Source organism: Mobilicoccus sp., assembly GCF_032060985.1.
In the GTDB taxonomy this organism is placed as follows: Bacteria; Actinomycetota; Actinomycetes; order Actinomycetales; family Dermatophilaceae; genus Mobilicoccus.
The window spans coordinates 1-24,962 of the sequence record NZ_DAMBGD010000015.1 but is presented as its reverse complement, the minus strand read 5'-3'; the positions used below and the strand labels follow the sequence as shown (position 1 = coordinate 24,962).

The 24,962-nt window shown below is 72.7% G+C and carries 23 protein-coding genes and 1 pseudogene; 9 read left to right on the top strand and 15 right to left on the bottom strand.

All coding sequences use genetic code 11. The features are described 5' to 3' along the window. The first annotated feature begins 113 nt into the window (after positions 1-113). Positions 114-1,583, top strand: a complete 1,470-nt coding sequence (locus tag RT054_RS11890; protein WP_313023768.1) for a hypothetical protein — start codon at positions 114-116, stop codon at positions 1,581-1,583. 89 nt (positions 1,584-1,672) lie between these two features. Here RT054_RS11890 and RT054_RS11885 read toward each other — a convergent pair whose 3' ends face one another. The 6 genes from RT054_RS11885 to RT054_RS11860 form a co-directional block, all read right to left on the bottom strand. After that, entirely contained in the window at positions 1,673-2,983 is a 1,311-nt protein-coding gene (locus RT054_RS11885; protein WP_313023766.1) for a HipA domain-containing protein, read from the bottom strand. Continuing rightward, positions 2,980-3,180 (bottom strand): helix-turn-helix transcriptional regulator, encoded by a 201-nt coding sequence (locus tag RT054_RS11880; RefSeq protein ID WP_312720072.1) that lies wholly within the window; start codon positions 3,178-3,180, stop codon positions 2,980-2,982. Before RT054_RS11880 ends, RT054_RS11885 begins: the two co-directional genes overlap by 4 nt. A 175-nt stretch (positions 3,181-3,355) precedes the next feature. Beyond that, positions 3,356-4,327 carry an alpha/beta hydrolase gene (locus RT054_RS11875; RefSeq protein WP_313023763.1) on the bottom strand — a complete coding sequence of 324 codons (972 nt, stop codon included), beginning with the start codon at positions 4,325-4,327 and terminating at the stop codon, positions 3,356-3,358. Between the two features lie 202 nt (positions 4,328-4,529). Next, positions 4,530-4,817 (bottom strand): hypothetical protein, encoded by a 288-nt coding sequence (locus tag RT054_RS11870; protein WP_313023761.1) that lies wholly within the window; start codon positions 4,815-4,817, stop codon positions 4,530-4,532. A 177-nt stretch (positions 4,818-4,994) separates the two neighbouring features. Next, the gene (locus RT054_RS11865; RefSeq protein ID WP_312720026.1) at positions 4,995-6,275 is read right to left on the bottom strand and encodes an MFS transporter; all 1,281 of its coding nucleotides are present in this window, start codon (positions 6,273-6,275) and stop codon (positions 4,995-4,997) included. A 34-nt stretch (positions 6,276-6,309) separates the two neighbouring features. Then, positions 6,310-7,839, bottom strand: coding sequence for an AMP-binding protein (locus tag RT054_RS11860; RefSeq protein WP_313023758.1), 1,530 nt, complete (start codon positions 7,837-7,839; stop codon positions 6,310-6,312). A gap of 266 nt (positions 7,840-8,105) precedes the next feature. On the opposite strand from RT054_RS11860, the gene RT054_RS11855 reads away from it, so the two are divergent. From RT054_RS11855 to RT054_RS11835, 5 genes are all read left to right on the top strand, one after another. Next, positions 8,106-9,071 carry a GNAT family N-acetyltransferase gene (locus tag RT054_RS11855; RefSeq protein ID WP_313023755.1) on the top strand — a complete coding sequence of 322 codons (966 nt, stop codon included), beginning with the start codon at positions 8,106-8,108 and terminating at the stop codon, positions 9,069-9,071. A 267-nt stretch (positions 9,072-9,338) separates the two neighbouring features. Further along, positions 9,339-9,752 (top strand): VOC family protein, encoded by a 414-nt coding sequence (locus RT054_RS11850; protein ID WP_313023753.1) that lies wholly within the window; start codon positions 9,339-9,341, stop codon positions 9,750-9,752. A 200-nt stretch (positions 9,753-9,952) separates the two neighbouring features. After that, positions 9,953-10,666 (top strand): hypothetical protein, encoded by a 714-nt coding sequence (locus RT054_RS11845; protein ID WP_313023750.1) that lies wholly within the window; start codon positions 9,953-9,955, stop codon positions 10,664-10,666. A gap of 170 nt (positions 10,667-10,836) precedes the next feature. Then, complete coding sequence (locus RT054_RS11840; protein ID WP_313023747.1) at positions 10,837-11,568, top strand: peptidase E; 732 nt, start codon at positions 10,837-10,839, stop codon at positions 11,566-11,568. A gap of 617 nt (positions 11,569-12,185) precedes the next feature. Next, on the top strand, positions 12,186-12,929 hold the full coding sequence (locus tag RT054_RS11835) for an SDR family oxidoreductase (RefSeq protein WP_313023745.1): 744 nt from the start codon (positions 12,186-12,188) through the stop codon (positions 12,927-12,929). A gap of 288 nt (positions 12,930-13,217) precedes the next feature. Here the strand turns inward: RT054_RS11835 and RT054_RS11830 are convergent, their stop codons facing one another. The 5 genes and pseudogenes from RT054_RS11830 to RT054_RS11815 form a co-directional block, all read right to left on the bottom strand. Further along, positions 13,218-13,742 carry a GNAT family N-acetyltransferase gene (locus tag RT054_RS11830; protein WP_313023743.1) on the bottom strand — a complete coding sequence of 175 codons (525 nt, stop codon included), beginning with the start codon at positions 13,740-13,742 and terminating at the stop codon, positions 13,218-13,220. A gap of 269 nt (positions 13,743-14,011) precedes the next feature. Then, positions 14,012-15,280 carry a PTS transporter subunit EIIC gene (locus RT054_RS11825; RefSeq protein WP_396837287.1) on the bottom strand — a complete coding sequence of 423 codons (1,269 nt, stop codon included), beginning with the start codon at positions 15,278-15,280 and terminating at the stop codon, positions 14,012-14,014. A 138-nt stretch (positions 15,281-15,418) separates the two neighbouring features. Further along, positions 15,419-15,532 (bottom strand): annotated as a pseudogene (locus tag RT054_RS16535) (PTS transporter subunit EIIB); the annotation flags it as partial. After that, positions 15,529-16,638 (bottom strand): N-acetylmuramic acid 6-phosphate etherase, encoded by a 1,110-nt coding sequence (gene murQ / locus RT054_RS11820; RefSeq protein ID WP_312722297.1) that lies wholly within the window; start codon positions 16,636-16,638, stop codon positions 15,529-15,531. The gene murQ and the pseudogene RT054_RS16535, both read right to left, overlap by 4 nt. Then, a complete protein-coding gene (locus RT054_RS11815) occupies positions 16,635-17,534 on the bottom strand; it encodes a MurR/RpiR family transcriptional regulator (protein ID WP_312722296.1) in 900 nt (299 codons plus the stop codon). The genes murQ and RT054_RS11815 overlap by 4 nt, the downstream gene beginning before the upstream one ends. A gap of 349 nt (positions 17,535-17,883) precedes the next feature. On the opposite strand from RT054_RS11815, the gene RT054_RS11810 reads away from it, so the two are divergent. Then, positions 17,884-18,825 (top strand): AEC family transporter, encoded by a 942-nt coding sequence (locus tag RT054_RS11810; RefSeq protein ID WP_312722294.1) that lies wholly within the window; start codon positions 17,884-17,886, stop codon positions 18,823-18,825. Positions 18,826-19,076: 251 nt separating this feature from the next. Here RT054_RS11810 and RT054_RS11805 read toward each other — a convergent pair whose 3' ends face one another. Further along, the gene (locus RT054_RS11805; protein WP_312722292.1) at positions 19,077-20,282 is read right to left on the bottom strand and encodes a hypothetical protein; all 1,206 of its coding nucleotides are present in this window, start codon (positions 20,280-20,282) and stop codon (positions 19,077-19,079) included. Next, positions 20,282-20,800, bottom strand: a complete 519-nt coding sequence (locus RT054_RS11800; RefSeq protein ID WP_312722290.1) for a CAP domain-containing protein — start codon at positions 20,798-20,800, stop codon at positions 20,282-20,284. The genes RT054_RS11805 and RT054_RS11800 overlap by 1 nt, the downstream gene beginning before the upstream one ends. A 381-nt stretch (positions 20,801-21,181) precedes the next feature. Between RT054_RS11800 and RT054_RS11795 the strand changes: the two genes are divergently transcribed. Together RT054_RS11795 and RT054_RS11790 are read left to right on the top strand one after the other, a co-directional pair. Continuing rightward, positions 21,182-21,568 (top strand): YciI family protein, encoded by a 387-nt coding sequence (locus RT054_RS11795; protein ID WP_312722288.1) that lies wholly within the window; start codon positions 21,182-21,184, stop codon positions 21,566-21,568. A 12-nt stretch (positions 21,569-21,580) separates the two neighbouring features. Continuing rightward, positions 21,581-22,843, top strand: coding sequence for a DUF6596 domain-containing protein (locus tag RT054_RS11790; RefSeq protein WP_312722286.1), 1,263 nt, complete (start codon positions 21,581-21,583; stop codon positions 22,841-22,843). Positions 22,844-22,991: 148 nt separating this feature from the next. Here RT054_RS11790 and RT054_RS11785 read toward each other — a convergent pair whose 3' ends face one another. Both RT054_RS11785 and RT054_RS11780 read right to left on the bottom strand, forming a co-directional pair. Then, positions 22,992-23,507, bottom strand: coding sequence for a DinB family protein (locus tag RT054_RS11785; protein ID WP_312722285.1), 516 nt, complete (start codon positions 23,505-23,507; stop codon positions 22,992-22,994). 188 nt (positions 23,508-23,695) lie between these two features. After that, positions 23,696-24,595 carry a DUF559 domain-containing protein gene (locus RT054_RS11780; protein ID WP_312722283.1) on the bottom strand — a complete coding sequence of 300 codons (900 nt, stop codon included), beginning with the start codon at positions 24,593-24,595 and terminating at the stop codon, positions 23,696-23,698. Between the last annotated feature and the right edge of the window lie 367 nt (positions 24,596-24,962).

Below are 24,962 nucleotides of genomic sequence, written 5' to 3'. Positions count from 1 at the left end.
GGGGTCGGGTCGCTCTCCGGGGAGCACGGTCGCCCGGGTGCCGGAGTCCGTACGCCCGAGGTGCGGGTGCCGGACGAGGGTCGGGGCGCAGCGTCGAGCAGGAGGAGCCGTCCATGTTGTCCCAGCCGCAGGTCCACGAACCGCGTTTCGACGACGTCAAGCGCGGTGACCTCAAGACACGACTGGCCGGCCTTCAGCGACGCTGCGAGGAGGCGGGTCTGCCGGTGCTCGTGCAGATCGACGGCTGGGAGTGCTCGGGCAAGGGGTACGTCCTCACCCACCTCCTGCGCGACCTCGACCCGCGGTCGACCTCCGTCCACGTCTTCGAGGACCTGAGTGACGAGGAGCGGGAGTACCCGCCGTCGTGGCGGTACTGGCGGGCGATTCCCGCCCAGGGGCAGATCGCCGTCTTCGACCGCAGCGTCTACACCGCGCTGATGAACCGGCTCGACCTCGACGAGGCCGACGACGAGGCGCGGTTGGCGGCCTTCGCGGCGACCGAGCGGGCGCTGACTGATTCCGGGATGGTCGTCGTCAAGGTCTTCCTCGACATCGACCGCGACGAACAGGCCAAGCGCATCGAGCAGTACGCCTCCGACGCACGCGAGGTCCTGCTCGACAAGCGGGACCGGTGGCAGAACAAGCGGTTCAAGGCGCTCTCAGAGCGGTTCTCCGACGTGCTGTCGCGGTCGAACTTCGCCTTCTCGCCGTGGCACGTCATCGACGCCCGACACCGCAAGCAGGCCTCGATCGAGGTGCTCGGCGTGACCTGCGAGGCGATCGAGGCCGCTCTCGCCGCCCGCGAGGGGGTCGCCCAGCCACCGATCGAACGTGCCTACGGCACGCCGCCGTCGATCGTCGGACAGGTGGACCTGAGCCTGGCCCTGGACGACGACGAGTACGACGACGTGCTCGACGACCTCCAGAAGGAGGCCGGAGCCCTCGCCTACCGCTTGGCCGAGGCCCGCATCGCGACGGCGATGGTGTTCGAGGGGATGGACGCCGCCGGCAAGGGCGGAACGATCCGCCGACTCGTCAAGCGCATCGACCCCCGACTCCTCACCATCAACCCCACCGCCGCGCCGTCGGACATGGCCAAGGAGCATCACTACCTGTGGCGCTTCTACAACAACCTGCCTCCCCGTGGGCGGATCGCGGTCTTCGACCGGTCCTGGTACGGCCGGGTCATGGTCGAACGCGTCGAGGAGTTCGCGACCGTCCCCGAGTGGGAGCGCGCCTACGGTGAGATCAACGCGATGGAGAAGGAGTTCACCGACGACGGCGGGCTGCTGCTCAAGTTCTTCCTCTACATCGACCCCGACGAGCAGCTCGCCCGTTTCGAGGCCCGCGAGCGCGACAAGCCGTGGAAGCTCACCGACGAGGACTGGCGCAACCGCGAGAAGTGGGACGAGTACGTCGCGGCCGTCGACGAGATGCTCGGACGCACGAGCCCCGACGACGCGCCCTGGACCGTCGTCGCGGGCAACGACAAGCAGTACGCCCGCGTCTCGGTCCTCCGGACGTTCATCGAGGCGGCGACGGCGGCGCTGGGCTCTTCCGACGGGTCCGGCAAGGACGACTGAGGCGACTGCCGGTCGAACCAGGAGCGCGTCGTCACAGCTCCGTCGGAGCGGCACCCGGCGGCGTGTCCGCCGCCCTGCCGTCCGTCGCGTCAGGCGGAGGTGAGGGCGTCGTGACGCTTGCCCAGGACGCGTCGCAGGTCCCGCAGGACGTGCGGGGCGAGGGGGAGCGCGTCGGCGGGCAGGTCTCGCAGATCGGCGGTGGCCGTGAGGATCTCGTCCACGGCGCGGTCGGCGGCGCGCGGGGGGAGGCCCGCCCCCCCGGCGAGGGCGAGGACGCGTCTGCGGGAGAGGGAGTCGTCGCGACCGGCCACCGTGAGGGCGAGCCGGTGGTCGCCGTAGGGGAGCGTCGAGGGGATGTCGTAGATCGGGGCGACGCGCCACTCGCCCCCCGACCTCACGACCGAGACGTTCTTCGCGTGCAGATCGCCGTTCCCCGTGAGCCAGGCCAACACCACCTGTTGGAGGACGGCCCGCACGGCGGGGAGACGTGCGGCGGCGACCTCGCCGACCCGGGCGAGCAGCGCCTCGGTCGTCACCGTGTACTTGTCCGCCGGGTAGCGCCCGAGCAGTTGCGCGCCGTCCTCCACGGCGAGGCGCCGGACGCTCCCGTGCTGCACGATCCGGTCGAAGCGGGTGACGAGGAGACCCGCACGACCCGACCGGTCGCGGACGACCGCCGCTTCGACGACCGGGTGGCGCAACCGGCGCCGGGCCAGGTCGAGGAAGAACGCCTCGTTCTCCACGACGCTCGGGTACTCCGGGGGCGTGAGTTTGAGCAGGTGGAACCGGCCCCCGTGGACGAGCGGCAGGGTGAGCATCCGCCCCGAGACCTTCTCCTGCACCCCGGCCAACGCCCCCGGATCGACGCCAGAGGCCGCCGCGAGGTCGGCGAAGTCGAGCTCGGCCCAGTCGTCGTCGGCGACGACCGGGCCGGCGCCGGACTCCGGGTAGCGGCTGCTCCCGGTGAGCGGTCCACTTTCCGGGTCGCTGCCGGCGGGGAGGACCTGGACGTTGCCGACCGGGTCGCCGCCGACGGCGAGGAGGAGCGACAGCTCGTCATCGGCCGAGGTCTTCACCGCTGACCTCAGGGCGGTGAGCCGGCGCCCCTCGGGCAGGAGCCCGGAGAAGAACGGCGGCACGGCGCCACCGACGGTGCGCACGGGTTCCTCCGACAGCGGCAACGTCGTCGCCACCGCGGGCCCGGCGGCCTCGAGATGGTCGTCGCGGTAGGCGAACTCGACGAGGCCGTCCCGACGGGTGAGGGTCGCCGCGGGAACGCCGTCGACGAGGACGTCCGCCTGCGCGATCCGGCGGGGGTCGGCCTCACCACCCCTCGTGCCCCTGCCGTTCGTGGACCGGGGGAGGTTCGTCGACCCGGGGCGCGGACCGACGGCGGTCATCCCGCCCCCCGGAGGGTCGCGTGCAACTCGAGGCCGAGGACGTCGAGGACGGCGACGAGCTTGTCGAGCCGGACCGTCGGTTTGTCGTGCTCGACCTCGCGGACGAAGCGCTCGGAGACCCCCGCCAGGTCGGCGACGTCGACCTGGAGGAGCCCGAGCGTGGCGCGGCGCGTGCGGATCTCTTCGCCGAGATTCATGGCCACCTCACGCTCATCTCACTCCACCTTCGTCACCGGCACGATCGTGCCGCTCTGGAGAGTGTCGCCGACGGCGAGGTGCTCGCGCAAGGCTGATCGGCACGATCGTGCCGATCCAGGGGGAGGAAGGGCTTGATGCGCCCCGGACATTCCGCGATCGGCACGATCATGCCGATCAAGCCGGTGAGGGCCGATCTCGTCGCGGCGCGACCGACCTGATGAACGCATCGGTGAGGTCGACGATGTCGGTCTGGATCGCCTCGTGGGGTCGGGTCTCCGTGCCGTCGCCGCGGGCCGGGCCGTAGTCGGAGAACGACGTGTGGACCGCCCCGTCGACGGGGACGTGGCGGAGGGTCGGGGTGTCGGGCCCCGTCGCGTCGGAGGGCGGGATGAGTCGGTCCGCCGTGCCGTAGAGGGCGAGGGTCGGGACGGCCGGGGTGGCGTGGCCACGGGCGTACGTCGCCCACACGACGACGCCGACGACGCGGGCATCTCCCGATTCGCCCGTGGCTCGAGCGGGCACGCCGCCGAAACTGTGGCCGCCGGCGACCCACCGCGTGACCTCGGGGTGGGAGGCGAACGCCTCCTCCGCGCGCCCCTGGGCGAGCGGGGCGATCGACAGTGGTTGTTTGGCGATGACGACGACGTGGCCGCGCTCGGCGAGGCGGCTGAGGATCGGCACGTAGGACCGCGCGTCGGTGCGCGCCCCGGGCTGGAAGATCACACCCGTCGAGGTCGGTCGGGTGGGCGTGAGGGTGATGCTCGTGGCGTCGTCCGTCACCCTGACCGCGGCCGTGCCACGCATCGCCGCCACGGCGTCGGTGTGCGGTGGGTGGGGGCGGCCGGCGACGACGAGCCCGACCATGAGCACCGTGACGAGCAACGCCGCCGCCACCCCGAGCACCCGGACGACCCGACGGCCCCGGGAAACGGGAGCGACGTCGGCGTCGACGTCGCCGTCGGTGACGCCCCGCCGCCCGTGCACGACGAGCACGACCCCGACTAGGAGGCACGCCGCGAGGAGTGTCGGGTAGGCGGGATGTCCGTCGACGACGGACCCGAACGCCGATGCCGCCGCGACGACGGGCACGGCGATCCAGACCAGCCCCAGGGCCGAACGACGCCTCGAGCGCGCTGCCACCGTCATTCCTCCGATGATGCCGCACCCTCGGGTGCGCGCCCGGTGGCGCCGGGGATCCCCCGCCACGTGGGGGCGGATGGTCGGGACCCCGACGCTCACCGACATGGGGGGTCGTCCGGCCGGCCGCGCAGACGTCGGGTCCGAGAGCGGAGACGACGAACCCCTCCGAGACGGGCTCGCTCGGAGGGGTTCGTCGTGCGCCCCCCGCTCAGGGGTGCTCGCTGCGCTCCCCGGGGTGCTCGGGCCCGGTGTCACCCGGGACGGCTTCTTCGGTGTCCGTCGCCGAGGCCTTGACGCCGGCGAGGATGTCACCGTCGTCGGCGCCGGTGATGCGGCCGTCGATGACGCCGTCGGCGCCCTCCTCCGCGGTCGGGGCCTCGGACATGACGAGGCCGCTGTCCCCGGTGCTGCTCGTGCCGGTCTGGCTCGCCCCCTCCTCGGCCATCTGGGATTCGGGGTTGTTGCGCGGGTCGATGCTCGGGGTCTCGTCGCTCATGTCGTCACCTCTCGTGGACGGGCGGACTGTCGTGCCTTTCCGGGAAGCCTCTCACGGCGACGCGGGTGGGGCGCGGACGGAGCCCGAGGGGCGGCGCGGGCGCCCGCGGGGACGATGCCGCCAGGGCGGGGGAGCTGCCGCATCGGAGCGACGACCTCACGGCGCTGCGCCGACGCCTCACCGGGAGCCGCCGCCCCGGCCAGGTCCACCACGACGACCGCCGGTACCGCCGGGCAGGCCGATCCGACCGGCGAAGACCACCATCCAGGCCGCGCCGGCGAGGGCGACGCCGCCGATCGACATCACCGCGGCCACCACCGTGGTCGTCTTGACCAGCGCCGAGACGAGCAGCGGCCCGCTGAGCCCGCCGACGTTCGAGAACAACGCCCAGACCCCGAGGAACCGTCCGCGCCCCGCACTCGGGCTGAGGTCGCCGCCGATCGTCATGTTGACGCCCGCGCCGAGGCCGTTGCCGATCGCCATGACGACCACGGCCGCGACGAGCCCGGGTGTGCCGAGCAGGTCGGTGAGGGGGACGAGCAGGAGGAAGCCCCCGCCGTAGACGACGAGACACGTGACGAGGATGACGGCCCGCCCGAGTCGGTCCTTGAGGTGACCGCCGGGGAACATGAGGACGATCTCGACGGCCGCGCCGACGGCGACGAGGAACGAGATGCGGGCCGGTGACAACCCCGAGTGCACGCCCCACAGCTGGATGACGACGGGCTGGGCGATGCGTGCCATCGCGAGGCACGTGATCGCGACGCCCGCGAGGACGACCCGGGTCCAGTCGACCGTGAGCCCGGCGGCGAGGCGGTGATCGTGCTCGGTGCCCCCTGCCGCGGGCCCGGTCGCCCTCGTCGACCCCACGCGCCCGTCATCGCCACCGAGCGACGGGATCTGGAGCACGAGGAGGGCGAGGGCGGCGCAGGCGACGCTGAGGAGGTAGACCGACCACAACGGCAGGCGCAGGAGCAGGAGGCTGCCGAGCAGGGGGCCGACGAGCGCGCCGAGGCGCATCGTCCCGCCGAGTCCCGTCATGGCTCGCCCGAGTTCGTTCGACGCCACGCGCTCGGCGACGAACGCCTGACGGGCGAGGCTCCAGACGTTGAGGGCGGGGGCCCGGAGCACGCTGGTGGCGATGAACAGGGCGAGTGCCGACGACCCGTTCCACATCAGGGCTGCGACCGACCCGAGCTCGAGTGTCCCCGCACCCACCGACGCGACCACCATCGCGCGGCGGTCGCCTACCGCGTCGATGAAGCGCCCCGCGTGGACGGTGGTGAGCAGTTGCATCGCCCCGATGACCGCGACGACGAGCGCCGCGAGGGAGGGGGATGCGCCCAGGTGGATCGCGGCGACGACCTGCACGGGCACCGTCGCCCCGGCGGCGATCCCGAAGAGGATCGAGGGCGCGTAGACCGGCCAGAACAACCGGCCGTAGAGATCGCCCCTCATGTCGCCCCCTCAAGTATCTCGATATCAAGATACCTTACGTCGGGGCTGGGTCAGGCGGAGGTGTAGAGGTCGGCGTACGTGCGTCGGAGCTCGGCCTTCTGCACCTTGCCCATGACGTTGCGGGGCAGCTCGGGCACCGGGACGACCCGTTTGGGCTGCTTGTAGCGGGCGAGGCGACCGGCGAGGGAGTCGATGACCGCCCGCGGGTCGATCTCGTGGCCCTCGCGGGGGAGACGATCGCGGTGACGCCCTCCCCGAGATCGGGGTGGGGCAGACCGATGACCGCACTCTCGAGAACCCCCGGGAGCGCGTCGATGGCGTCCTCGATCTCCTTGGGGTAGACGTTGTACCCGCCGGAGATGACGAGGTCCTTGTCGCGGCCGACGAGGCGGAGGTAGCCGTCCTCGCCGATGAGTCCCACGTCCCCCGTGATGAAGAACCCGTCGTCGCGGAACTCTGCGGCGGTCTTCTCCGGCATCTGCCAGTACCCCTCGAAGACGCCGGGACCGCGCACCTCGACCATGCCGATCTCCCCCGGTGGGAGCAGGGTGCCGGACTCCCGGTCGGTGACACGGACCTCGACGTCCCGCAGGGGCATCCCGACGGACCCCGGAATCCGTTCGCCCTCGTAGGGATTCGAGGTGATCATGCACGTCTCGGTCATCCCGTACCGCTCGAGGATGGCGGCGCCGGTGCGTTCGGTGAACGCTCGATGGTCCTCGGCGAGCAACGGCGCGGACCCAGAGACGAAGAGGCGCATCCCGCTCGTCGTCCCGGGGGAGAGTCGAGGCGAGCGCAACAGTCGGGTGTAGAAGGTCGGGACGCCCATGAGGACGGTCGCCTCACCCATGAGGTCGAGCACCTGCTCGGGGTCGAAGGAGTCGAGGAGGATCATCGTCGCGCCCGCGACGATCGCCATGTCGGCGGCGACGAACAGCCCGTGGGTGTGGAAGATCGGCAGGGCGTGGAGGAGTCGGTCCGCCTCGGTGAACCGCCAGCACTCGATGAGCGCCTCGCAGTTGGAGGCGAGGTTGCCGTGGGTCAGGACGGCTCCCTTCGACCGGTCGGTCGTGCCCGAGGTGTAGAGGATCGCGGCATGGTCGGTCATCGCGACCGGGACGGGGTCGGTGCGAGGGGGGCTCGCCCCGGCGAGGTCCATGAGGGAGCCATCGCCGTCGCTCCCCAGGGTCTCGACGGCGAGGCCGCCCGTGGCCCGTCGGCGGTGCTCCGTGGCGGTCTCCGGTGCGCAGACGAAGAGCCGTGGGGCCGCGTCGTCGAGGAAGTGGTCGATCTCGGCCCCGGTGTAGGCGGTGTTGAGCGGCAGGTAAACCCCGCCGACGGCGAGGGTCGCGAGGTAGAGGCAGATCGCCTCGGGGCTCTTCGGCACCTGGACCGCCACCCGGTCCCCGGGGGTGATGCCGATCGCGCTCAGCGCCCCGGCGAGATGCTCGACGGTCGCCTTCGCCTGGGCGTAGGTGAGGTCGGGGCGGCCCGGACGCTCGAAGAGCGCCTTGTCGGGGTGGGCGGCGGCGGATCGCAGGAAGCTCTCGTGGATGGTGGGCATCGGGTGATCCCTTCGTCGGGACGGGCCGGGGGAGCGAGGATCGACGTGGGTGCGGGCGGGAGTGGGGGTCGGTGGCGGGTGGCGTGCGCCGCGCATGGTCGCGAGCCGCCGGACGGAGGGCTCGCGCCCATCACGACGACGCCGTCGACGAGGTCATCGACCACCGTACGGATCCCGGAGGCGAGCGAGGGGGAAGCGTCCCGGGCGTTCGGCGCAGTGGTGGGCGGGGCTCCTGCCGACTCGGGCCCGCTGCGAGGATGACCCGCATGCCCCTCCCGCCCATCCGCCTCGGTCAGCGGTACTCCGTGCGCGTCGTCGACGAGGGCGGTGAGCGCCGTGACCTCGTGGGGACACTCGTCGCCGCCGAGGCGTCGACGTGGACACTCCTCCCCGAGGATCGCGGGCCCGAGGTCGTCGAGGTCGCCGCCGTCCGCGGGATGCGCGCCGTGCCGCCGCGCGTCGTCCGTCCCGCCTCGTCGGCCGACGCCGTCCAGCGGCTCGCCGCGCGCGGCTGGCCCGGGTCGGCGCAGCGACGCCTCGGTGGGTGGCTCCTGCGGTTCGGGGGTGGGGACACCAAGCGGGCCAACTCGGTCCTCGTGGCGGGGACGTTGGATCGTCCGCTCGGCGACGCGATCGAGGCCGTCCGCGACGCCTACGAGGCCGAGGGGCTGCGACCGACGGCTCAGATCTCCTTCCCCCTCACCGGACCGACCGATCCGGCGACCGACGTGGACGCCGAGCTGGCCCGCCGCGGATGGGAACTCGTCGAGCCATCGATCACGTACGTCGCGGACCTCCGGCGCCTCCCCACCCTCACGCCCGGCCCGGCGCCCGACGTGCGGACGTCGTGGCGCGACGCGCCGTCTCCGGAGTGGTCGGCGCTCGCGGACGCCGACCGCCGGGGTCCTGCCAAGGACGTCCTGACGGCTGCCCCGGCCCGATACCTCGTCCTCACGGGCGCGGACGACGGGCGGCCGGTCGCCCGCGCGCGGCTCGCGATCGTCGACGACTGGGGCGGAGTGTCCGATGTCGTCGTCGCCCCGGCCCTCCGGCGTCGGGGTCTGGGCCGTGCGGCGATGGACGCGGTCGTCGTGGAGGCGCGACGGCTGGGCCTGCGGTTCGGCTACCTCCAGGTCGTCCAGGCCAACACGGCGGCCGTCGGTCTCTACGACGCCGGCGGGTGGCGTCCGCATCATCGCTACCACTACCGCGTCGCTCCGGCGCGGGGGTGAGCCTCGGGGTCCGTCCCCGTGCCGTCGGCGGGCGCCTCGTGGGCTGCCTGAGGGTGACCGGCCGCCCGGTGCCCGATGACAGCGGTCCTCCGCCTCACGGCCGCCACCGAGGAGCCTCCGAGGAGGACACGGCCTGCGCCCGCCGGCGACCGCGGGGCAGCACCGCGAGGAGGAGCAGGAGGAGCGGGACATCGGGACAACGGAGATCCGGACATCGGGGGGGTCGGGGGCGTTGCCCCCGCGCGGGCGGCGCCGTAGCGTCGGGTCATGGCCGTGCATCCGCAGGTGTCTCAGACGGTCCTGGACGCCGTCGACGTCCGCGAACTCGCCGAGTTCTATCGCGAACTACTCGGGTACACCTACCGTCCCGGCGACGAACCGCCGGTCGACGGCTCCCCGGACGACGCCGACTGGCTGGTCCTCCGCGGGCAGGACGGCGGTCCCACGCTCGCCTTTCAGCAGACCGCACAGCTCACGCCGACGACGTGGCCCTCCCCCGAGGTGCCGATGCAGCTCCATCTCGACATGACCGTCACCGACCGCGAATCGCTCGAGGCCGTCCGACGCCGCGCCGAGAGCCTGGGTGCGCGTCTGGTGTCGGATGAGTCCGACGACCCCGACGAGCAGCTCTACGTGTTTGCCGACCCGGCCGGCCACCCCTTCTGCGTGTTCGTCGCGTGAGTCACCCCCGCGGGGAGTGATCGACGGACGCGTCGCGGCGGGCTCGCGACCCTTCGTGCGACGGCGGAGCGGCGTCATGCGGACGACTCGCGATGTCGACAGGGGGTGGACAGGGCGCCCATGGCCCGTTCACAGGTTCGGCGCGTCGGATGGGTGTGTCGTACCCCCAGGGGTATGAGTCCGCACGGAAGGAGCACCCGATGTCTCTGTCCCAGAGGGTCCTGTCCCAGGCCGTGGCCACGGCCCTTCTCGTCGTGTGCGCCGGAGCCGCGCCCGCCTCCGCGAGTCCCGCCACCCCCGCGGTGGCGGGTGAGTCGTCCTCCTCGGTCGTGACCGCCCCGACGCCGCCCTCGACGGCCGGCCCGGCCGCCCGCGCCGTGTGGGAGGCCCTGATGAACCGGGACGGCGAGTACGCGGCCCTCGCCGAGTACGCGGCCGTGATCGAGCGCTACGGCCGGGTCGAGCCCTTCATGTCCATCGCCGCGTCCGAGGAGCGGCACGTGAACGCCCTCGTGCGTCAGCTCGACCGGCTCGGTGTCGCGGTTCCCGCCAACCCGTACGTCGGCGCGATCCCCGCCGCGGACACACTGCAGGCCGCGGCACGGAAGGGAGCCGAGGGTGAGGTCGCCAACGTCGCGCTCTTCGACCGGCTCCTGACGTCCGCGGCAGGCGACCCCGGCGTCGTTCGCGTCTTCACGAACCTGCGCCGGGCCTCGCTCGACCAGCACCTGCCCGCGTTCCAAGCCGCTGCCGCCGATGGTGGAACGCTCGCCGCCCGACCCGTCGGGCGTGGCGGCCGGGCAGGTCGGGCGACGGCCGCCACTTCGCGGCGCGGGCAACACGGTGCCCCGAGGCGCGAGGCCCCCGGCCGGGGTGACTGCCTCCTCCAGTCGCGACGTACCTCGTCCACCTGATCACGCACGGCGCGGCCCGGGGTGGGGCCGGACTCCCCGCACCACCCCGGGCCCCGTGACGAGCTCCGGATGCTCCCGTCTTCGGCACGCCGAGTTCGACGATCGCCCGGTCGAGAGCCGGACGGTGAATGCCGGTGCGGCCGTGAGCCGGCGTGCCGTAGCCTCCGCGAATGGAGACGGCCCGACGTCCACATCCGGCTCGCGGCACCATCGTCACCCTCGGGGGCGGAGGATTCTCGGACTCGGCGGACGGTCGCTCCCCCCTCGGCGACCACCTTCTGGAGCGGACGGGCGTCACGTCCCCCGCCGTCTGCTTCGTGCCCACGGCGAGCGGCGACGCTGTGGGGTACGGCGAGCGGTTCGAGCAGGTCTTCGCGGGACGGGCACGAACATCGGTGCTGTCGCTGTTCGGCCAGGCCCCGTGGGGGTACACCGATCCGGCGATGGTTCTCGAGCAGGACCTCGTCTACGTCGGCGGTGGCTCCACCGCCAACCTCCTGGCCGTCTGGCGTCACCACGGCCTCCCCGACATCCTCCGGCGTGCCGCGGAGCAGGGGACCGTTCTCGCGGGGATCAGCGCCGGGATGAACTGCTGGTTCGAGGCGTCCTCGACCGACTCGTACGGCCCCTTGGCGCCGCTGTCCGACGGGCTCGGCTTACTGCCCGGCGCGGCCTGCCCGCACCTGCTCGGGGAGGAGGGGCGCCGCGACAGTCTGTGCCGTTGGGTCGCCGCCGGTGACCTGCCGACCACCCATGCCGCCGACGACCATGTCGCGTTGGTCTGGCGCGACGGCGCCCTCGTCGAGGCGGTCGCTGAGGTGGACAACGGCCTTGCGCTGCGCATCGAACGTGTCGGCGACCGTGCGGTCGAGCACGAGATCCCCGTGCGGCGGCTTCGGTAGTCCTCGTCGCGGCGCGTGACGCCACGACGGTGCCGAGTGCACCGTTGTTGTGGCGCGGGCCGGGGGGCGCAGCAGTAAGGGTGCCGAGTGAACCGTTGTGGTGGGGGCTGGTGCGCCGGGACCGGGCAAAGGGTGCCGAGTGAACCGTTGTGGTGGGGCTGGTGCGCCGGGACCGGCAAGAGGATGCCCGATGAACCGTTCGGGCTGGGGCCGGCGTCTCGTCGCGTCATCCTCATCGGCCGGGCCGAACCGGATCGATCGACGATGGTGGGGGGCCAAGGCGCGGGAGGTCGCAGGCCCCGTGCTCGCGGCGAGGGGGGGCACCGGCTGACGTGAGCGTGGCCAGGGGCCAATCGGGAGGGGCCGGTCGCCTCAACGGGTTCGCGCTGCGGCGTCCTTTCGGTGGGCGCGGTCGGACGGATGGTGGGTCTCGACGATCACGCGGGTGCGGGTGGCGCCCTCGTCACCGATGTGGCGATATCAGCGGACTCGACGGGCGACCCACGAGCGCGGCTACGACATCTGCGCAGGTCAAAGCTGTGTGGACATCCGGGCTTGGCCATCGAGTCCGCTGAAATCGCCGCATCGGCCCGACGAGACCCGCGTAGATTGCCGTCATGGAGGGCGTCTACGTCATCACCGGCGGCACCCGAGGCATCGGCGCCGCGACGGCGCGGCTGCTCGCCCGCCCGGGCACCGCGCTGGTGCTCGGATTCCACGCCGACCAGGCGGCCGCAGACGACCTGGTCGAGGAGCTGAACACCGGCGACCACCCGGTCGAGGTCGTGCGGTGCGAGGTCGCGGACCCCGCCCAGATCGGCGACCTCTTCGCGAAGGCGGACGCCCTGGGTCCGCTGCGCGGGCTCGTCAACAGCGCCGGGACGACCGAGACACAGTCGCGTTTCGTCGACATCGACGCCGACCGGTGGACCCGCATCCTCGCGACCAACGTCGTGGGGACGGCGATGTGTTGTCGCGAGGCGGCTCGTCGCATGCTCGATGCGTCCGCGGGCCGACGGGGGGCGATCGTCAACGTGTCGTCGCGGGCCGCCGCGCTGGGCTCGCCGGGCGAGTATGTCGACTACGCGGCGAGCAAGGCCGCCATCGAGACTCTCACGCGGGGGCTGGCGCTGGAGTTGGCGCCGGAGGGGATCAGGGTCAACGCCGTCAGCCCCGGGATCATCGACACCCACTTCCACGCCCGCGGTGGCGACCCGGATCGGGCCGCCCGTCTCGCGTGGGACCAGCCCCTGCGGCGATGCGGCACTCCCGAGGAGGTCGCCGAAGCCATCGTCTGGCTGCTGTCGGAGAAGGCGAGCTTCACCACCGGCGCCGTCCTCGATGTCAGCGGCGGCCGCTGACCACCACCGGCCGACAACGTCGCGAGGCGGGGTCGGTCGGTCGACTCCCGGGCGGTGGGCGCCACCGGTCCAGGGCACGAGGGGGGCGGGTGCAGCGAGGGACCACTGGTCTGGCGGGTGCGGCAGCGGGTGTCCGCTGGAAGCGGATCGGGCGTGAGGCGAAAGCTGCGGCCGAACGATGGACGACCGGCAGGGGACGACCATGGTGACCGCTGTCGGCCAGGGATGCCCGACCGTTCACACACCGCTGCCCGGAGTGTCCTTGGCCGCCGCCGCACCGGTGGCCGCTCACGGCAGCGGGCCGCGCACCATCCGGAGTTCGTGGACGCCGTACTCCTCGTCCCATGGACGGTCGGCGACGGTGAACCCGTGACGCCGGTAGAAGGCGATGGCTCGCTCGTTCTGTTCGACGACCCACAGGTAGGCGGGTCCGTCGCCGACGAGGTCGGCCATCATGAGGTCGGCCAGGCCCGTGCCCTGGGCGCGGCGGGTGACGTTGATGGCGCGCAGTTCGTGCGGCGTGGGCGCGTCCTCAGCACGGCCCGGACCCGCGGAGGCCAGAGCGACGATGTCGCCGTCGGGGTCGACGGCGACCCAGACCGTACGGTCGAAGGAGTCCCCGCCGAGGAGGTCGCGCCAGCGGTCCGCGGCGGCGATCGGGTTCAGGGCGTCCAACACGTCCTGACGCATGAGTCCGGTGTAGGTGGCGCGCCATACCTCGGCGTGGACGTCCGCCATCTGCTCGGCGTCCTCGGGGCGGGCGACCCGTGTTGCATAGCCGACGGCGCGGGCCCGGTCTGAACGGTCGGTCATCGGGCCAGTGTGATGCACCCCGTCGGTGGGAGAGCAGGAACCGCTCGCCGTCCAGCCGCAGAGTGGACGAATCGCGCGCGTGTGAGCTCGAGGGGAGAACGGCGTCGGTGCACGGTGGCCCGGCCTCGAGGAGGCGCCGGTGTTCGCTCGTCCCGGAACTGCCGTCGCGGACGAGGGGAGGGAGGTCCCGCGGACGGCCTCGAGGACCGGGCGCGGCCGACTCCTGCGCGCGGGCCTGGCGCAGGCAGGACGGCTCGGACTGCCGTCCGTCAGGCTCGCGGCGACGTCTCACCGATGAGGTCGGCGCGTCGGGCGTCGTTGTCGTCGGCGTTGAGGGCCGCGAGGGACTCCTTCGAGAAGCCGAAGAAGTAGGTCGCGACCCAGCCGGCGACGTAGCCGATGAGCAGGCCGCCGCCGTAGACGAGGATCGCCGCCCCGATCCCGGCGTCGCCGGTGACGAGCGGGAACAGGGCCCAGCCGCTCGGCCCGATCGCGGTCGAGCCGACCGTCGTGCCGATGGCATCGAAGAACCCGATGAAGGCGCCACCGAACGCGCCGCCGACGCAGGCCGTGACGAACGGGCGCCCGAGCGGCAGGGTGACGCCGTAGATGAGCGGTTCGCCGATCCCGAGCAGCCCCGCCGGGAGCGCCGACTTGATCGTCGTCCGCAGGGACTGGTTGCGCGTGGCGCGCATGTACACGGCCACGGACGCCCCGACCTGCCCGGCGCCGGCCATCGCCAGGACGGGCAGCAGGATCGTGAAGCCCGACTGTGAGATGAGCGTGGTGTGGATGGGGATCAACGCCTGGTGCAGCCCGAACATGACGAGCGGCAGGAAGAGACCTCCGAGGACGAACCCCGCCGGGGCGCCGCCGGTCTGCAGGAGTCCGTTGGCGAGGACACCGATCCCGCTCGCGATCCACCCCGCGACCGTCATGAACACGTACACGGTCACGAGCCCCGCGAGAAGCACGGTGACGGTGGGGACGACGAGCATCGCCGCCGATCGGGGGCACCAGCGACGACACCACCGTTCGACGTAGGCGGCCAGTACGGCCGCGAACAGCGCCCCGATGACGCCCCCCTGGCCCGGGGCGAGGGCCTGGCCGAACGCGGTGACCTTCGCGATCCCCGCGAAGGGGATGATCGCCGCCACGGCACCACCGAGGATCGCGGTGCCGCCGAACTCCTTGGCGGCGTTCATCCCGACGAACACTGCGATGAGACTCATGAATCCGTTCGCGATCGCTGCGAGCGCGACCGTCGCGTCCGCGGCCCACGGCGTGACCCCGCGGGTCGTGAGGTTGGTGAGGACCCCGTTGAGGCCGGCGATGATGCCGCAGGCGATGAGCGCGGGGATGAGGGGCAGGAAGATGTTCGCGACCCGGCGCAGGAACTGCTTGACCGGGGTTTCGTTGCGCGCTTTGCGCTCCGCGCGCAGGTCCGCGCCGCGGGCGGCGAGCGCCTCGGCGCTCGTGCCCCCCGTGGCCGACTCCGGATCCTCCTGCGCGGGGTGGGGCGCGCCCTCCTCGCGCACCGCGACGTCGGCCAGGCGCCCCATCTCGTCGGCGACCTCGTCGACGAGTCCCGGTCCGAGGACGACCTGCATCGTCGGACCCGGAACGACCCCGAGCACCTCGGGGATCGCCTGGAGAGCGGCGACGTCGACCGCGTCGACGTCGCGGACGCCGATGCGCAGGCGGGTCATGCAGTTCTCGATGTCCTCGACGTTGCGGGTGTTCCCCAGCGCGTCGAGCACCTTCTGGGCAAGCGGCGTCACTGAACTCATGTCGGATCTCCGTGTCGGGTCTCGTCGTTCGGCGTGGACGTGGGGCTGGATCCGGGCGACCGGACGATGGTGCGCAACCTGTCGGGGGTCCCCGTCTGCAGGGGTGGGCCGTCGTGATCCGACACGGAGGAGCGGTCCTCCGCGTTCGGTACGGCCGCCCGCAGCACCCCGTGCGTCCGCGCGAGCTCGGCGTCGACCCGCTCGCGCGGCCAATCCGTGAGCAGCGCGAGGACGGCGTGCTTGGCGCGGCCGTCGTGCTCGGCCAACGCACGGCTGACGGCCTGCTCGTCGGCGCCGGTCGCGGCCGTGACGATGCGATGTGCCCGGTCCTTGAGCTTGGCGTTGGTGGCGCGGACGTCGACCATGAGGTTGCCGTAGGTCTTGCCGAGTCGGACCATCGCGCCGGTCGTCAGCATGTTGCAGACGAGTTTCTGGGCGGTGCCGGCCTTGAGGCGCGTGGACCCGGCGACCACCTCGGGGCCGACGACGACCTCGATGGCGACGTCCGCCGCCTCGCCGAGGGGTGAGTCGGCGTTGCAGGCCAGTCCCACCGTGCGGGCACCGCGTCGGGTCGCCTCCTGTACCGCGCCCACGGCGTACGGGGTGCGGCCGGATGCCGAGATTCCCACGACGACGTCGTCCGGTCCCACATCGAGACGTGCGAGGTCCGCGTGCGAGCCGGCGCGGTCGTCCTCCGCGCCCTCGACGGCCGTGGTCAAGGCCGCCGGACCGCCCGCGATCAGCCCGATCACCTGCGAGGGGTCGGTGTCGAACGTCGGCGGGCACTCGGAGGCGTCGAGGACGCCGAGTCGACCCGCCGTGCCGGCGCCCGCGTAGAGCAGGCGGCCTCCTGAGCGGAGGGCGTCGACGACGAGGTCGACCGCCTCGGCGATGCGTGGCAACTGTGTCGCCACCGCCTGCGCGACGGTGGCGTCCTCGGCATTGAGAAGCCGCATGAGGTCGAGGGTCTCGAGCCGGTCGACCGCGGCGAAATCTCCGGAGACCGCCTCGGTCGTCAGCCCGCCGAGCCGTTCGGCGCGCACGTCGACCGGCACGTGGGTGGTGCCGCGGGCCTGGTTTACGGCTGCGGTGGAGTCGCTGATCATGACTTCTCCTGCGGGTCGTGAGCGTGTCCGTGGCGGGGTGCGAGGGCTCGCCAGGACTCCTCGATGGCGGCGTGGGCCCGGTCGAAGGTGCGTTGCGAGACGAGCGTGAAGACCACGTCGATGACGAACATCTGCCCGGTGCGGGAGGCCATCGCCGCAGGTCGCAGTGCACTCTCCTTGGAACTCACGCTGAGGAGCGTCACGTCCGCCGCAGTCACCGGACTACCCGGACGAGCCGTCACGGCGACCGTCGGCACCCCGCGGGCGTGGGCGCGCTGGAACGGCTCGACGACGTCGGTCGTCGACCCCGAGGAGGAGACGACGACGAGGAGGTCGTCGGGTCGCAGCACCACGGCCGCCGTCATCGCCGCGTGTCCCTCGGTGACGGCCTGCGCGACGACGCCGATCCTCGCGAGCTTGCCCGCGAGGTCGAGGGCGACGAGTCCGGACGCGGCGATACCGATGACCACGACGCTCCGGGCGGCGACGATCAGGTCGGCAGTACGGCCGAGGGCGTCGTGGTCGAGCGTCGCGGCGGTGTCGGTGATCGCGCCGCATTCCTCGGCGGCGAGCTTGGCGACCGTGGTCTCGACGTCGTCGTCCCGACTGATGTCGCTGGTCACGTGGGTGGGGGGTGGGCCGGCGTCGCGGCCCGCGGCCACGGCCACCGCGGTCCTCAGCTCGCGGTAACCGCGGTACCCGGCGGTCGTCGCGAGGCGCGTGATCGTCGACTCGCTCGCGCCCGTGCGCTCGGCGAGGGCCGACAGGCTGAGGCCGGCATGAGAAGCCGGGTCCTCGAGGATCTGCTGCGCCACCCGCCGGGGGCCGGGCGAGAGCGTCGGCAGCACCCGGCGTAGTGCCGCCGAGGCCGACTCGGCCGGGGGCGAGGTCCTCACGGGTGGCGCCTCGTGTGTCGGTGCGCCCGTCGGTGCCACACGGTCATCGTCATCTCCTCGCGTCGTTGCGGTGAGTGAAAAGTAGTCAGACCCTACCAGAAGATTGACGAGTTTCACCTCTTCCGGCGACGGCCGAACAGCGGGCCGGAGGCGTGGAGGCGATGGTCTCGGGTGCTGTCATGCGCTGGGTGGTGCGTGAGGGACCTGTCGACGGGGGAGAACGCCCGGCGCCCGACATCGACGCCTGATCGGTCGCGGCGGCCTCCCCGCCTGCGGGTCGGGGTCCGCCCGGCGTGAGCCCCCCGGGTGACGAGGTGGCGATCGGGGCCGGGCTCACTAGCCTGGCCGGGTGCTCGGTGTGCTCCAGGGGTTCGCGACGCTGGCGTTCGTCGTCGCCGTCGGCTGGTTGCTGGCCCGGTTCCGGGTCGTCGGCGCGGAGGCGCAGCGCGTGCTGTCTCTCGTCGCGTTCTGGGTGTGCTCCCCGGCCCTGCTGCTGGCGGTCATGCAACGCACCCCGCTGGACCAGGTGTTCTCGGTCAACCTGGCGGTGACGACGATCGCCGTCGCCGTCACCGGGGGCCTCGCGCTGGTGGCGTTCGCATTCTGCTGGCCGCAGGCCGATGCGGGAACGCGGGTCATGGCCGCGCTGTGTGCCTCCTACGTCAACGCGGGCAACCTCGGCATCCCGATCGCGCTGTACGTCCTCGGCGATGTCGCGTGGATGGCGCCGGTGCTCCTGCTGCAGCTCCTCGTCATCACGCCGATCGTCATGACGATCCTCGACCGGTCGGCGGCGCGGTCCCGACCCTCGTGGGGGCGGAGCCTCGTCTCGTTGGTGCGCAACCCCATCACCCTCGGCGCGGTGGGTGGATTGCTGCTCGCCCTCACCGGCCTGCGGTTGCCGCCCGTCCTCGCCGACCCCGTCGACCTCCTCGGGGGCATGGCCGTGCCCGCCATGTTGCTCGCCTTCGGGATCTCGCTCCAGACGGGTCCCCGCGCCGGTGCGGGTGGTTCGATGCCGCAGGTGGCCGCCCTCGTCGCCCTCAAGCTCGTCGTCATGCCCCTCGTCGCCCTCGCGGTGGGAGCCGTCGGGTTCGGGCTCGACGGACCCACCCTCTTCGCGGTCGTCGTCACGTCCGCGCTCCCGGCCGCGCAGAACATCTTCACGTACGCCGTGCGGTACGACCGTGCCGTCGCCCTCACCCGCGATGCGATCTTCTTCTCCACCTTCGGCTCGCTGGCCGTCATCCTCCTCGTCGCCGCCGCCTTCCACGCCGCCGGGTGGGTGTGAGTCGGTCCGGGCTGGATCGTGCGGTCGAAAGGGTGCGCCACGGGCGGCCGATGGCCGTGCGGCGGGGTGTCCGCGGGCCTCGCGCTCGGGCGGCTCGTCCGCGTCGCGGGCCCCGTGCGGCGACCCTCCGACCCGTGGTGTCGACGACCGCCCATCGGCGCGCCGCCGGGCGTGAGGACGTCTTCGCGCGTCACCGTCATGACCGCATGCCGGCCTGGTGAACAGGAGGGGCGACGGAGCCCCGCACCTCGCTAGTCGGTATGGCTCAGCAGCGAGAACGCGGGATTGCCGTCGGTGCCCTTGGACAGACGGTAGGTGGATTCGCCGCTCTGGTTCGCGCCTCCGGCGTTCGCTCCGGTGCCGATGATGCGCAGCGTCACGGAGGTGTCGGTGACGGCGGGGAAGGTCGCTCCACCGCGTGGGTCGCCCCCGGCGTCTCCGGAATCCCAGGCCCACACGACGCGACCCGCCTGATCGTAGGCGACGACGGCATCGGGCCAGGGCACGCCCCCTCGTGAGCGGGACAGGAGGACGACGGCCTCACGTTCCGGACCCCCGGCGATGTCGGCGTAGCGGACGGTCGCGCTCTTCCAGTCCGAGGTCTCCCGCGCGATCTTCACGTACGCGCCGGGGTTGTCGGGTTCGAAGCCGTCGTACGTCCCGTTCTTCATCCGGCCGGCCGGGCCGTGTTCGGGCACGATCGTGGACGGGATGAGACCCGAGAGGATGGTCGCGTCGGAGGGGTCGCCGGCGCGCGCCGTCGACACTGCACCGGAGCCGTTCGACGAGGAACCCCGCGCGTCGTCGGACGACACGTCCTTGGTGAAGACACGGATCCCCCGCCCACGGCTCATCACCGCGGCGGCGCCGGTGGCGCGGTTCCAGCACGTCATGCCCGTCTGTTCGCTCGTGCAGGCGAAGTGGTCGGTGGCGACCGTCGTGCCGTACTCCACGACCTGGGTCTCGCGACTCACGTCCCCGTAATACGGCGCGTCGTCACGGGACGACGTCCTGGCCGTCGTGCCCTCGAGAAACACCCACGAGTACCCGTCCTGCGAGGACGGACGCGTGTCGTCCTCCATCACCCCGCAGCCGCCGGCCGAGCCGTCCTCGGCGAACTCGCACCCGATGTTGCGGGACGGTGAGAGCAGGACGCCGATCCTGCCCGTTCCGTACTCGGGGGTCCGCCACGTCCGCAACGGCAGGTACGCCACTGCGGGCTTCGCCGCGACGGGAGCGGTCTGAGCGTCCCCGGCCGTCGACGTCGCGGCGACGGCCGGGCTCGCCGCGGTCGGGGACGCCGGCGAGGCACTCGGGGTCGAGTCGGGCCGGCTCGCCGTGGGCGGGTGCGCGTCCGGGGAGCCCTCCCCGCCGCAGCCGCCGACCAGACCGACGACGACCGCCGTCGCCAGCGTCCATCCGGCGGACCGCCGACGTGATCGCTCGGTTCGTTCCATCACTGACCCTCCCCGTCGGTGGCCACGCGGTCTCGGTCCGTCACCGCGAAGATCTGGGTGTCGTCGGGCGTTCCGTCGGGACGGCGCGCGACACCGATGCCGATCTCGGCGCACCGAGCGTTCAGCAGGTTCGACCGGCCGGGGGAGTTCATCCACCCGTCCATCACCTCGTCGGCGGACGAATACCCCATCGCGATGTTCTCGCGGGTGTGTGGACGACCACCTGCCTCACCGCGGGTGTCCGGTGAGTGCTCGAAGGCGCCCCCGCCGGCCAGATGCACCGACCATGCGCGTGCCGCCTCGGGCAGACACGGGTCGAGGGTCGGAGGCGGCAGCCCGGCCGCCGTCCGGTGGGCGTTCGTCACGCTGTGAATGCGGGCCTCGGTGTCGGCGACGCTGACGCCGGCGCCGTCGCCGAGGGGTTCGACCTCCTGCGCGGAGGCCGCGCGCGGAACGGCGACGGCCGCCCCCGCGGCGAGCGATGCCGACGAGGCCGAGGCGGGAGTGCGATGCAGCATGTGACGTCCTTGTCCGGGGTGACGCGTCCGCGTCATCCGTGCGGGAACACCGGGCGTGCCGTGTCCTGCCATTCGACGGGTGGGGCGCCGACCTGAGCCGGGCCGCCGCGCCGACGGCGAGAGCTGCTTAGTCTCGGTGGCCGGAAGATCCGCAGGGCGGCGCCCGGGGAGGGCGAGGACCTCGGACGTGACCGGGCTGCGGCGGTCTCGGAACGGGACCCCGCCCCCCGCCTGACCGCGGCGCCGGTGCGTCGGAGGGCGGGTGAACGCCCTGCAGCCGTGCTGTCGAATCGTCCCCCCGACGATGTCGAATCTGATCGGATGGCTCCGACGTTCGGGTGTCGGCGCGATCGGCGCGCCGGCACGAGAGGAGACCAGCCCATGAAGTACGTCATCCTGATCCACTCGAACCCGCAGCCGTGGGCGCACCCGACCAGCGACCACACCGCCGCCTACCAGGCGCTGCCGCAGGCCGAGAAGGAGGCGCTGGGTGCGCACTGGGAGAAGGTGTTCGCCGAGGCGGACGCGGGCGGGGAGATCGTGTACGGGTGCGCGCTGGGAGATCCCACGAGCTCCCGGATCTTCGAGTACGAGGGCGCACCGCTGCCCACCGACGGCCCCTATGCCGAGACCAAGGAACACCTCGCAGGGTTCTTCGTCATCGACGTCGCCTCGCAGGAACGGGCCGAGGAGATCGCGGCCGCGTTCTCCTGCCCCGGCGACACGATCGAGCTGCGCCCCACGATGCGCCCCGGCTGCGAGGCCTGACCGGGTCCGGCCATGACGCTTCGCGGGTCCGATCCCCGGCAGGTCGTGGAGGACGTGTGGCGTCGCGAGGCGCCGCACGTCCTCGCCGCCCTGCTGCGACGGGGTGACTCGCTCGACGATTGCGAGGACGCCGCGCAGGAGGCCCTGGCGGCGGCACTCGACCAGTGGCCCGACGAGGGCGTCCCCGGTCGGCCGCGCGGGTGGCTCGTCACCGTCGCCTCTCGCCGGCTGGTCGATCAGCGCCGTGCCACCAGCGCCCGCGTGCGTCGAGAGCAGCGCGGCGCCCGTGCCGAGGGCCGCGACCGCAGGGGCGGGAGCCTCACCGCGGGGTGGGCCGGTCGGGCCTCCGACATCGACGACTCGCTGCAGATGCTCGTGCTCTGCGCCCATCCGGTTCTCTCGCCGGCGTCGGCGGTGGCCCTGACCCTGCGCACGGTCGCGGGGCTCACGACGAGGCAGGTCGCGGCCGGGCTGCTCATCCCCGAGGCCACGGCGGCGCAGCGGATCAGCCGCGCCAAGAAGGCTCTGAGCGACGCGGGGGCGACGTTCGGTCCCGTCCCCGCCGCGGAGTTGCCGCGCCGCCTCCACGCCGTGCGTCACGTGCTGCATCTGATCTTCACCGCCGGATCCACTCTCGCGGCCGGTGAGGCCCTCATCGACGGCGACCTCACCGCGGAGGCGATCCGTCTCACCGAACGCCTGCATCGCGCCGTGCCGCGTGACCCCGAGACGTCGGGCCTTCTCGCGCTCATGCTCCTCGTCGATGCCCGCTCGGCGGCTCGATGCGGCGGCGGCAGGCTCGTCCCCCTCGCCGAGCAGGACCGCACACGGTGGAACCGCGCCGCCATCGCCAGGGCCGAGTCCCTGCTGGAGGAGGCGCTGCCGCGGGGGAGGGTCGGGCCGTTCCAGCTCCAGGCCGCCGTCGCGGCCGTCCACGCCGACGCCCCGCGCGTCGAGGACACGGACTGGGCTCAGATCCTCGCGCTCTACCGGATGCTGCAGACGATCGCACCGGGCCCGGCCGTGGACCTCGCCGCCGCGGTCGCGCTCGGCGAGGTCCACGGGCCGCGCGCGGGACTCGACGCGATGGGGCCCCTCGCGCTCGCGCGACCCCATGACCACCGTGTCGTCGCCGCGCAGGCGCACCTCCTCGATCGCCTCGGCGACCCCGGCGCCGCCGCGTCCTACGACCGTGCCGCGTCCCTCACCGACTCGATCCCCGAACAGGCCTACCTGCGTCACCGTGCGGACGCGGCCCGTCGGGCGTCGTCCTGACCGGCCCGTGTCCGGCCGCCACACGGTACGGGGGTGGAGGATCGACCGGTCCGATCGGTGGGGTGACGTCGAGGTCCGTCGTGGACAGCCGGCTGTGGCGGGCCCGAGGGGGCACCGATGGTGGTGGGGTCTGCGGGGGCGGCGACGCTCAGCCCTCCTCGCCCGTGGCTCCGTCCTCGAGTTCGCGGACGATGTCGAGGTGTCCGGCGTGGCGGGCGTACTCCTGCAGGACGTGGAGGAGGATCCAGTGCAGCTGTGGGCACTCCTCCGGCGTGGGGAACCGGCCTCCCGGTCGGGCACGGTCGGACAGGTCGTGGGCCTCGACGATCACGCGCGTGCGCGTGGCGACCTCGTCAAGTCGTTCCAGCAGCGTGTCGAGGTCATCCGTGGGGGTGCGCCACCCTCGGCCGTCGGGCGCGCGGTCACCCCACGGCTCGCTCACCGCCTCGCCCTCGAATCCCCACTGCAGCCAACGCCGCTCCATGAACGTGAGGTGGGTGATCAGCCCGGCCGGCGTCCAGCCCGAGGGGAGTTGCGACCCCCGCAACGCGGACGGAGCACACCCGCGCGCCTTTGCCGCGACGACGCCGCGGTAGAAGGCGAGGTAGTCCAGCAGCAGGCCTCGCAGATCTTCGGTGGATCCGGGCTCGAGAACGGTACGCATGTCCTCATCGTCGCGCGTGCGGCCACGAGGGTGCCGAGTGAACCGTTGTGGTGGGTGCGGGGCGGAGGTGGCCGTCGTGAGGGTGCCGAGTGAACCGTTGTGGCGGACGCGGGCCGGGAGGGGGCGCAGCAAGGTGCCGAGTGAACCGTTGTGGCTGTACGAGGTGGCTCACGGCCCCGGCAGACGCCTCACCCTCGTGCGGGAAAGTGCCGCCGCCACCGGGGGTTCGGTGTGACCGCGACACCGCGTTCCCGGAGGAGTCGGGTGACCTGGGCGACCGTGTGTTCCGGCTCCGCGTAGATGCCCGTGGAGAGCACCACGACCACGCGCCAGCCCTCGTCGTCGGTGAGGTGGCGGCGTTCGATGTCGCGGGCCCACTGGCGATCGTTCTCGGCGTGTTGGCGTCCGTCGTATTCGACGGCCAGCCGGATGCTCGGGTAGGCCAGGTCGAAGCGCACCTGCCAGTCGCCGTTCTCGGTCCGCAGGATGTGGTTGACCGTGGGTTCGGGCAGCCCGGCGAGGACCAGCAGCAGTCGCAGGCGCGACTCCATCGGTGAGTCGACGCCGGACTGGACGTAGGCCGCCGCTGCCCGTGCCTGCCTGGCGCCGCGTCCGACGAGCCCGGCCACCGCGGCCGCGAGCGCTGCCGGGGTGGTGACCTCGCGTGCCACCAGGGAGTCTCCCAACACGACGAGATCCACGAGGGGCAGTGAGGCGGCGAGCTGGCAGAACGTCTCCTCCGGAGTGCTGACGAGCAGCCCGTGGCGGCGCCGGTGAGCAGGCAGGGTGTGGTGGCGGCTGGCGCGGACGCCCTCGAGGGTCGCACGGTGCGCGGCCGGGATCGCGATGTGCACGTCCGGGGAGTGCGGGACGACGCCGCCCCAGAGTCGAGCTGCGGTGTGTCGCGCGATGACCACCGTGGTCGGTGCCGCGCGGGTGACGGCGGCCTGCGCGAGAAGAAGAGGGGTGCGGCGCGTACCGGCCGCCACGTAGACCCCGCGGACGAGCACCTCGTAGGATCCGCCCCGCAACTGGGCTCTCGTGATGCCGGCGGCGAGCGCCTGAGCGCGGGTGAACGGGATCCTCACATCGAGGCGGGTGGCCGACGGCTCGGGCGGGGGCGCGGCAGCGCGAGATCCGGGGATGGTGCCATTCGATGCGCGGACTGGTGCGGTGCCGGTGCTCACCTGGCCGACGATGACGGATGTCGGTACGGCGTGCCGGGCACGGACGCCGGTCTGTGGATAAATAGCCCGTCGTCCAGAGGGTGCCCAGTGAACCGTTGTGGCCGGGGCTGGTGCGCCGGGACCGTCCGGAGGGTGCCGAGTGAACCGTTGTGGTGGTGCTGGGGCGCCGTGACCGTCCGAACGGTGCCGAGTGAACCGTTGAGGCCGGGGCCGGAGCGCCGGGACCGTCCGGAGGGTGCCGAGTGAACCGTTGTGGCTGGGGCTGGGG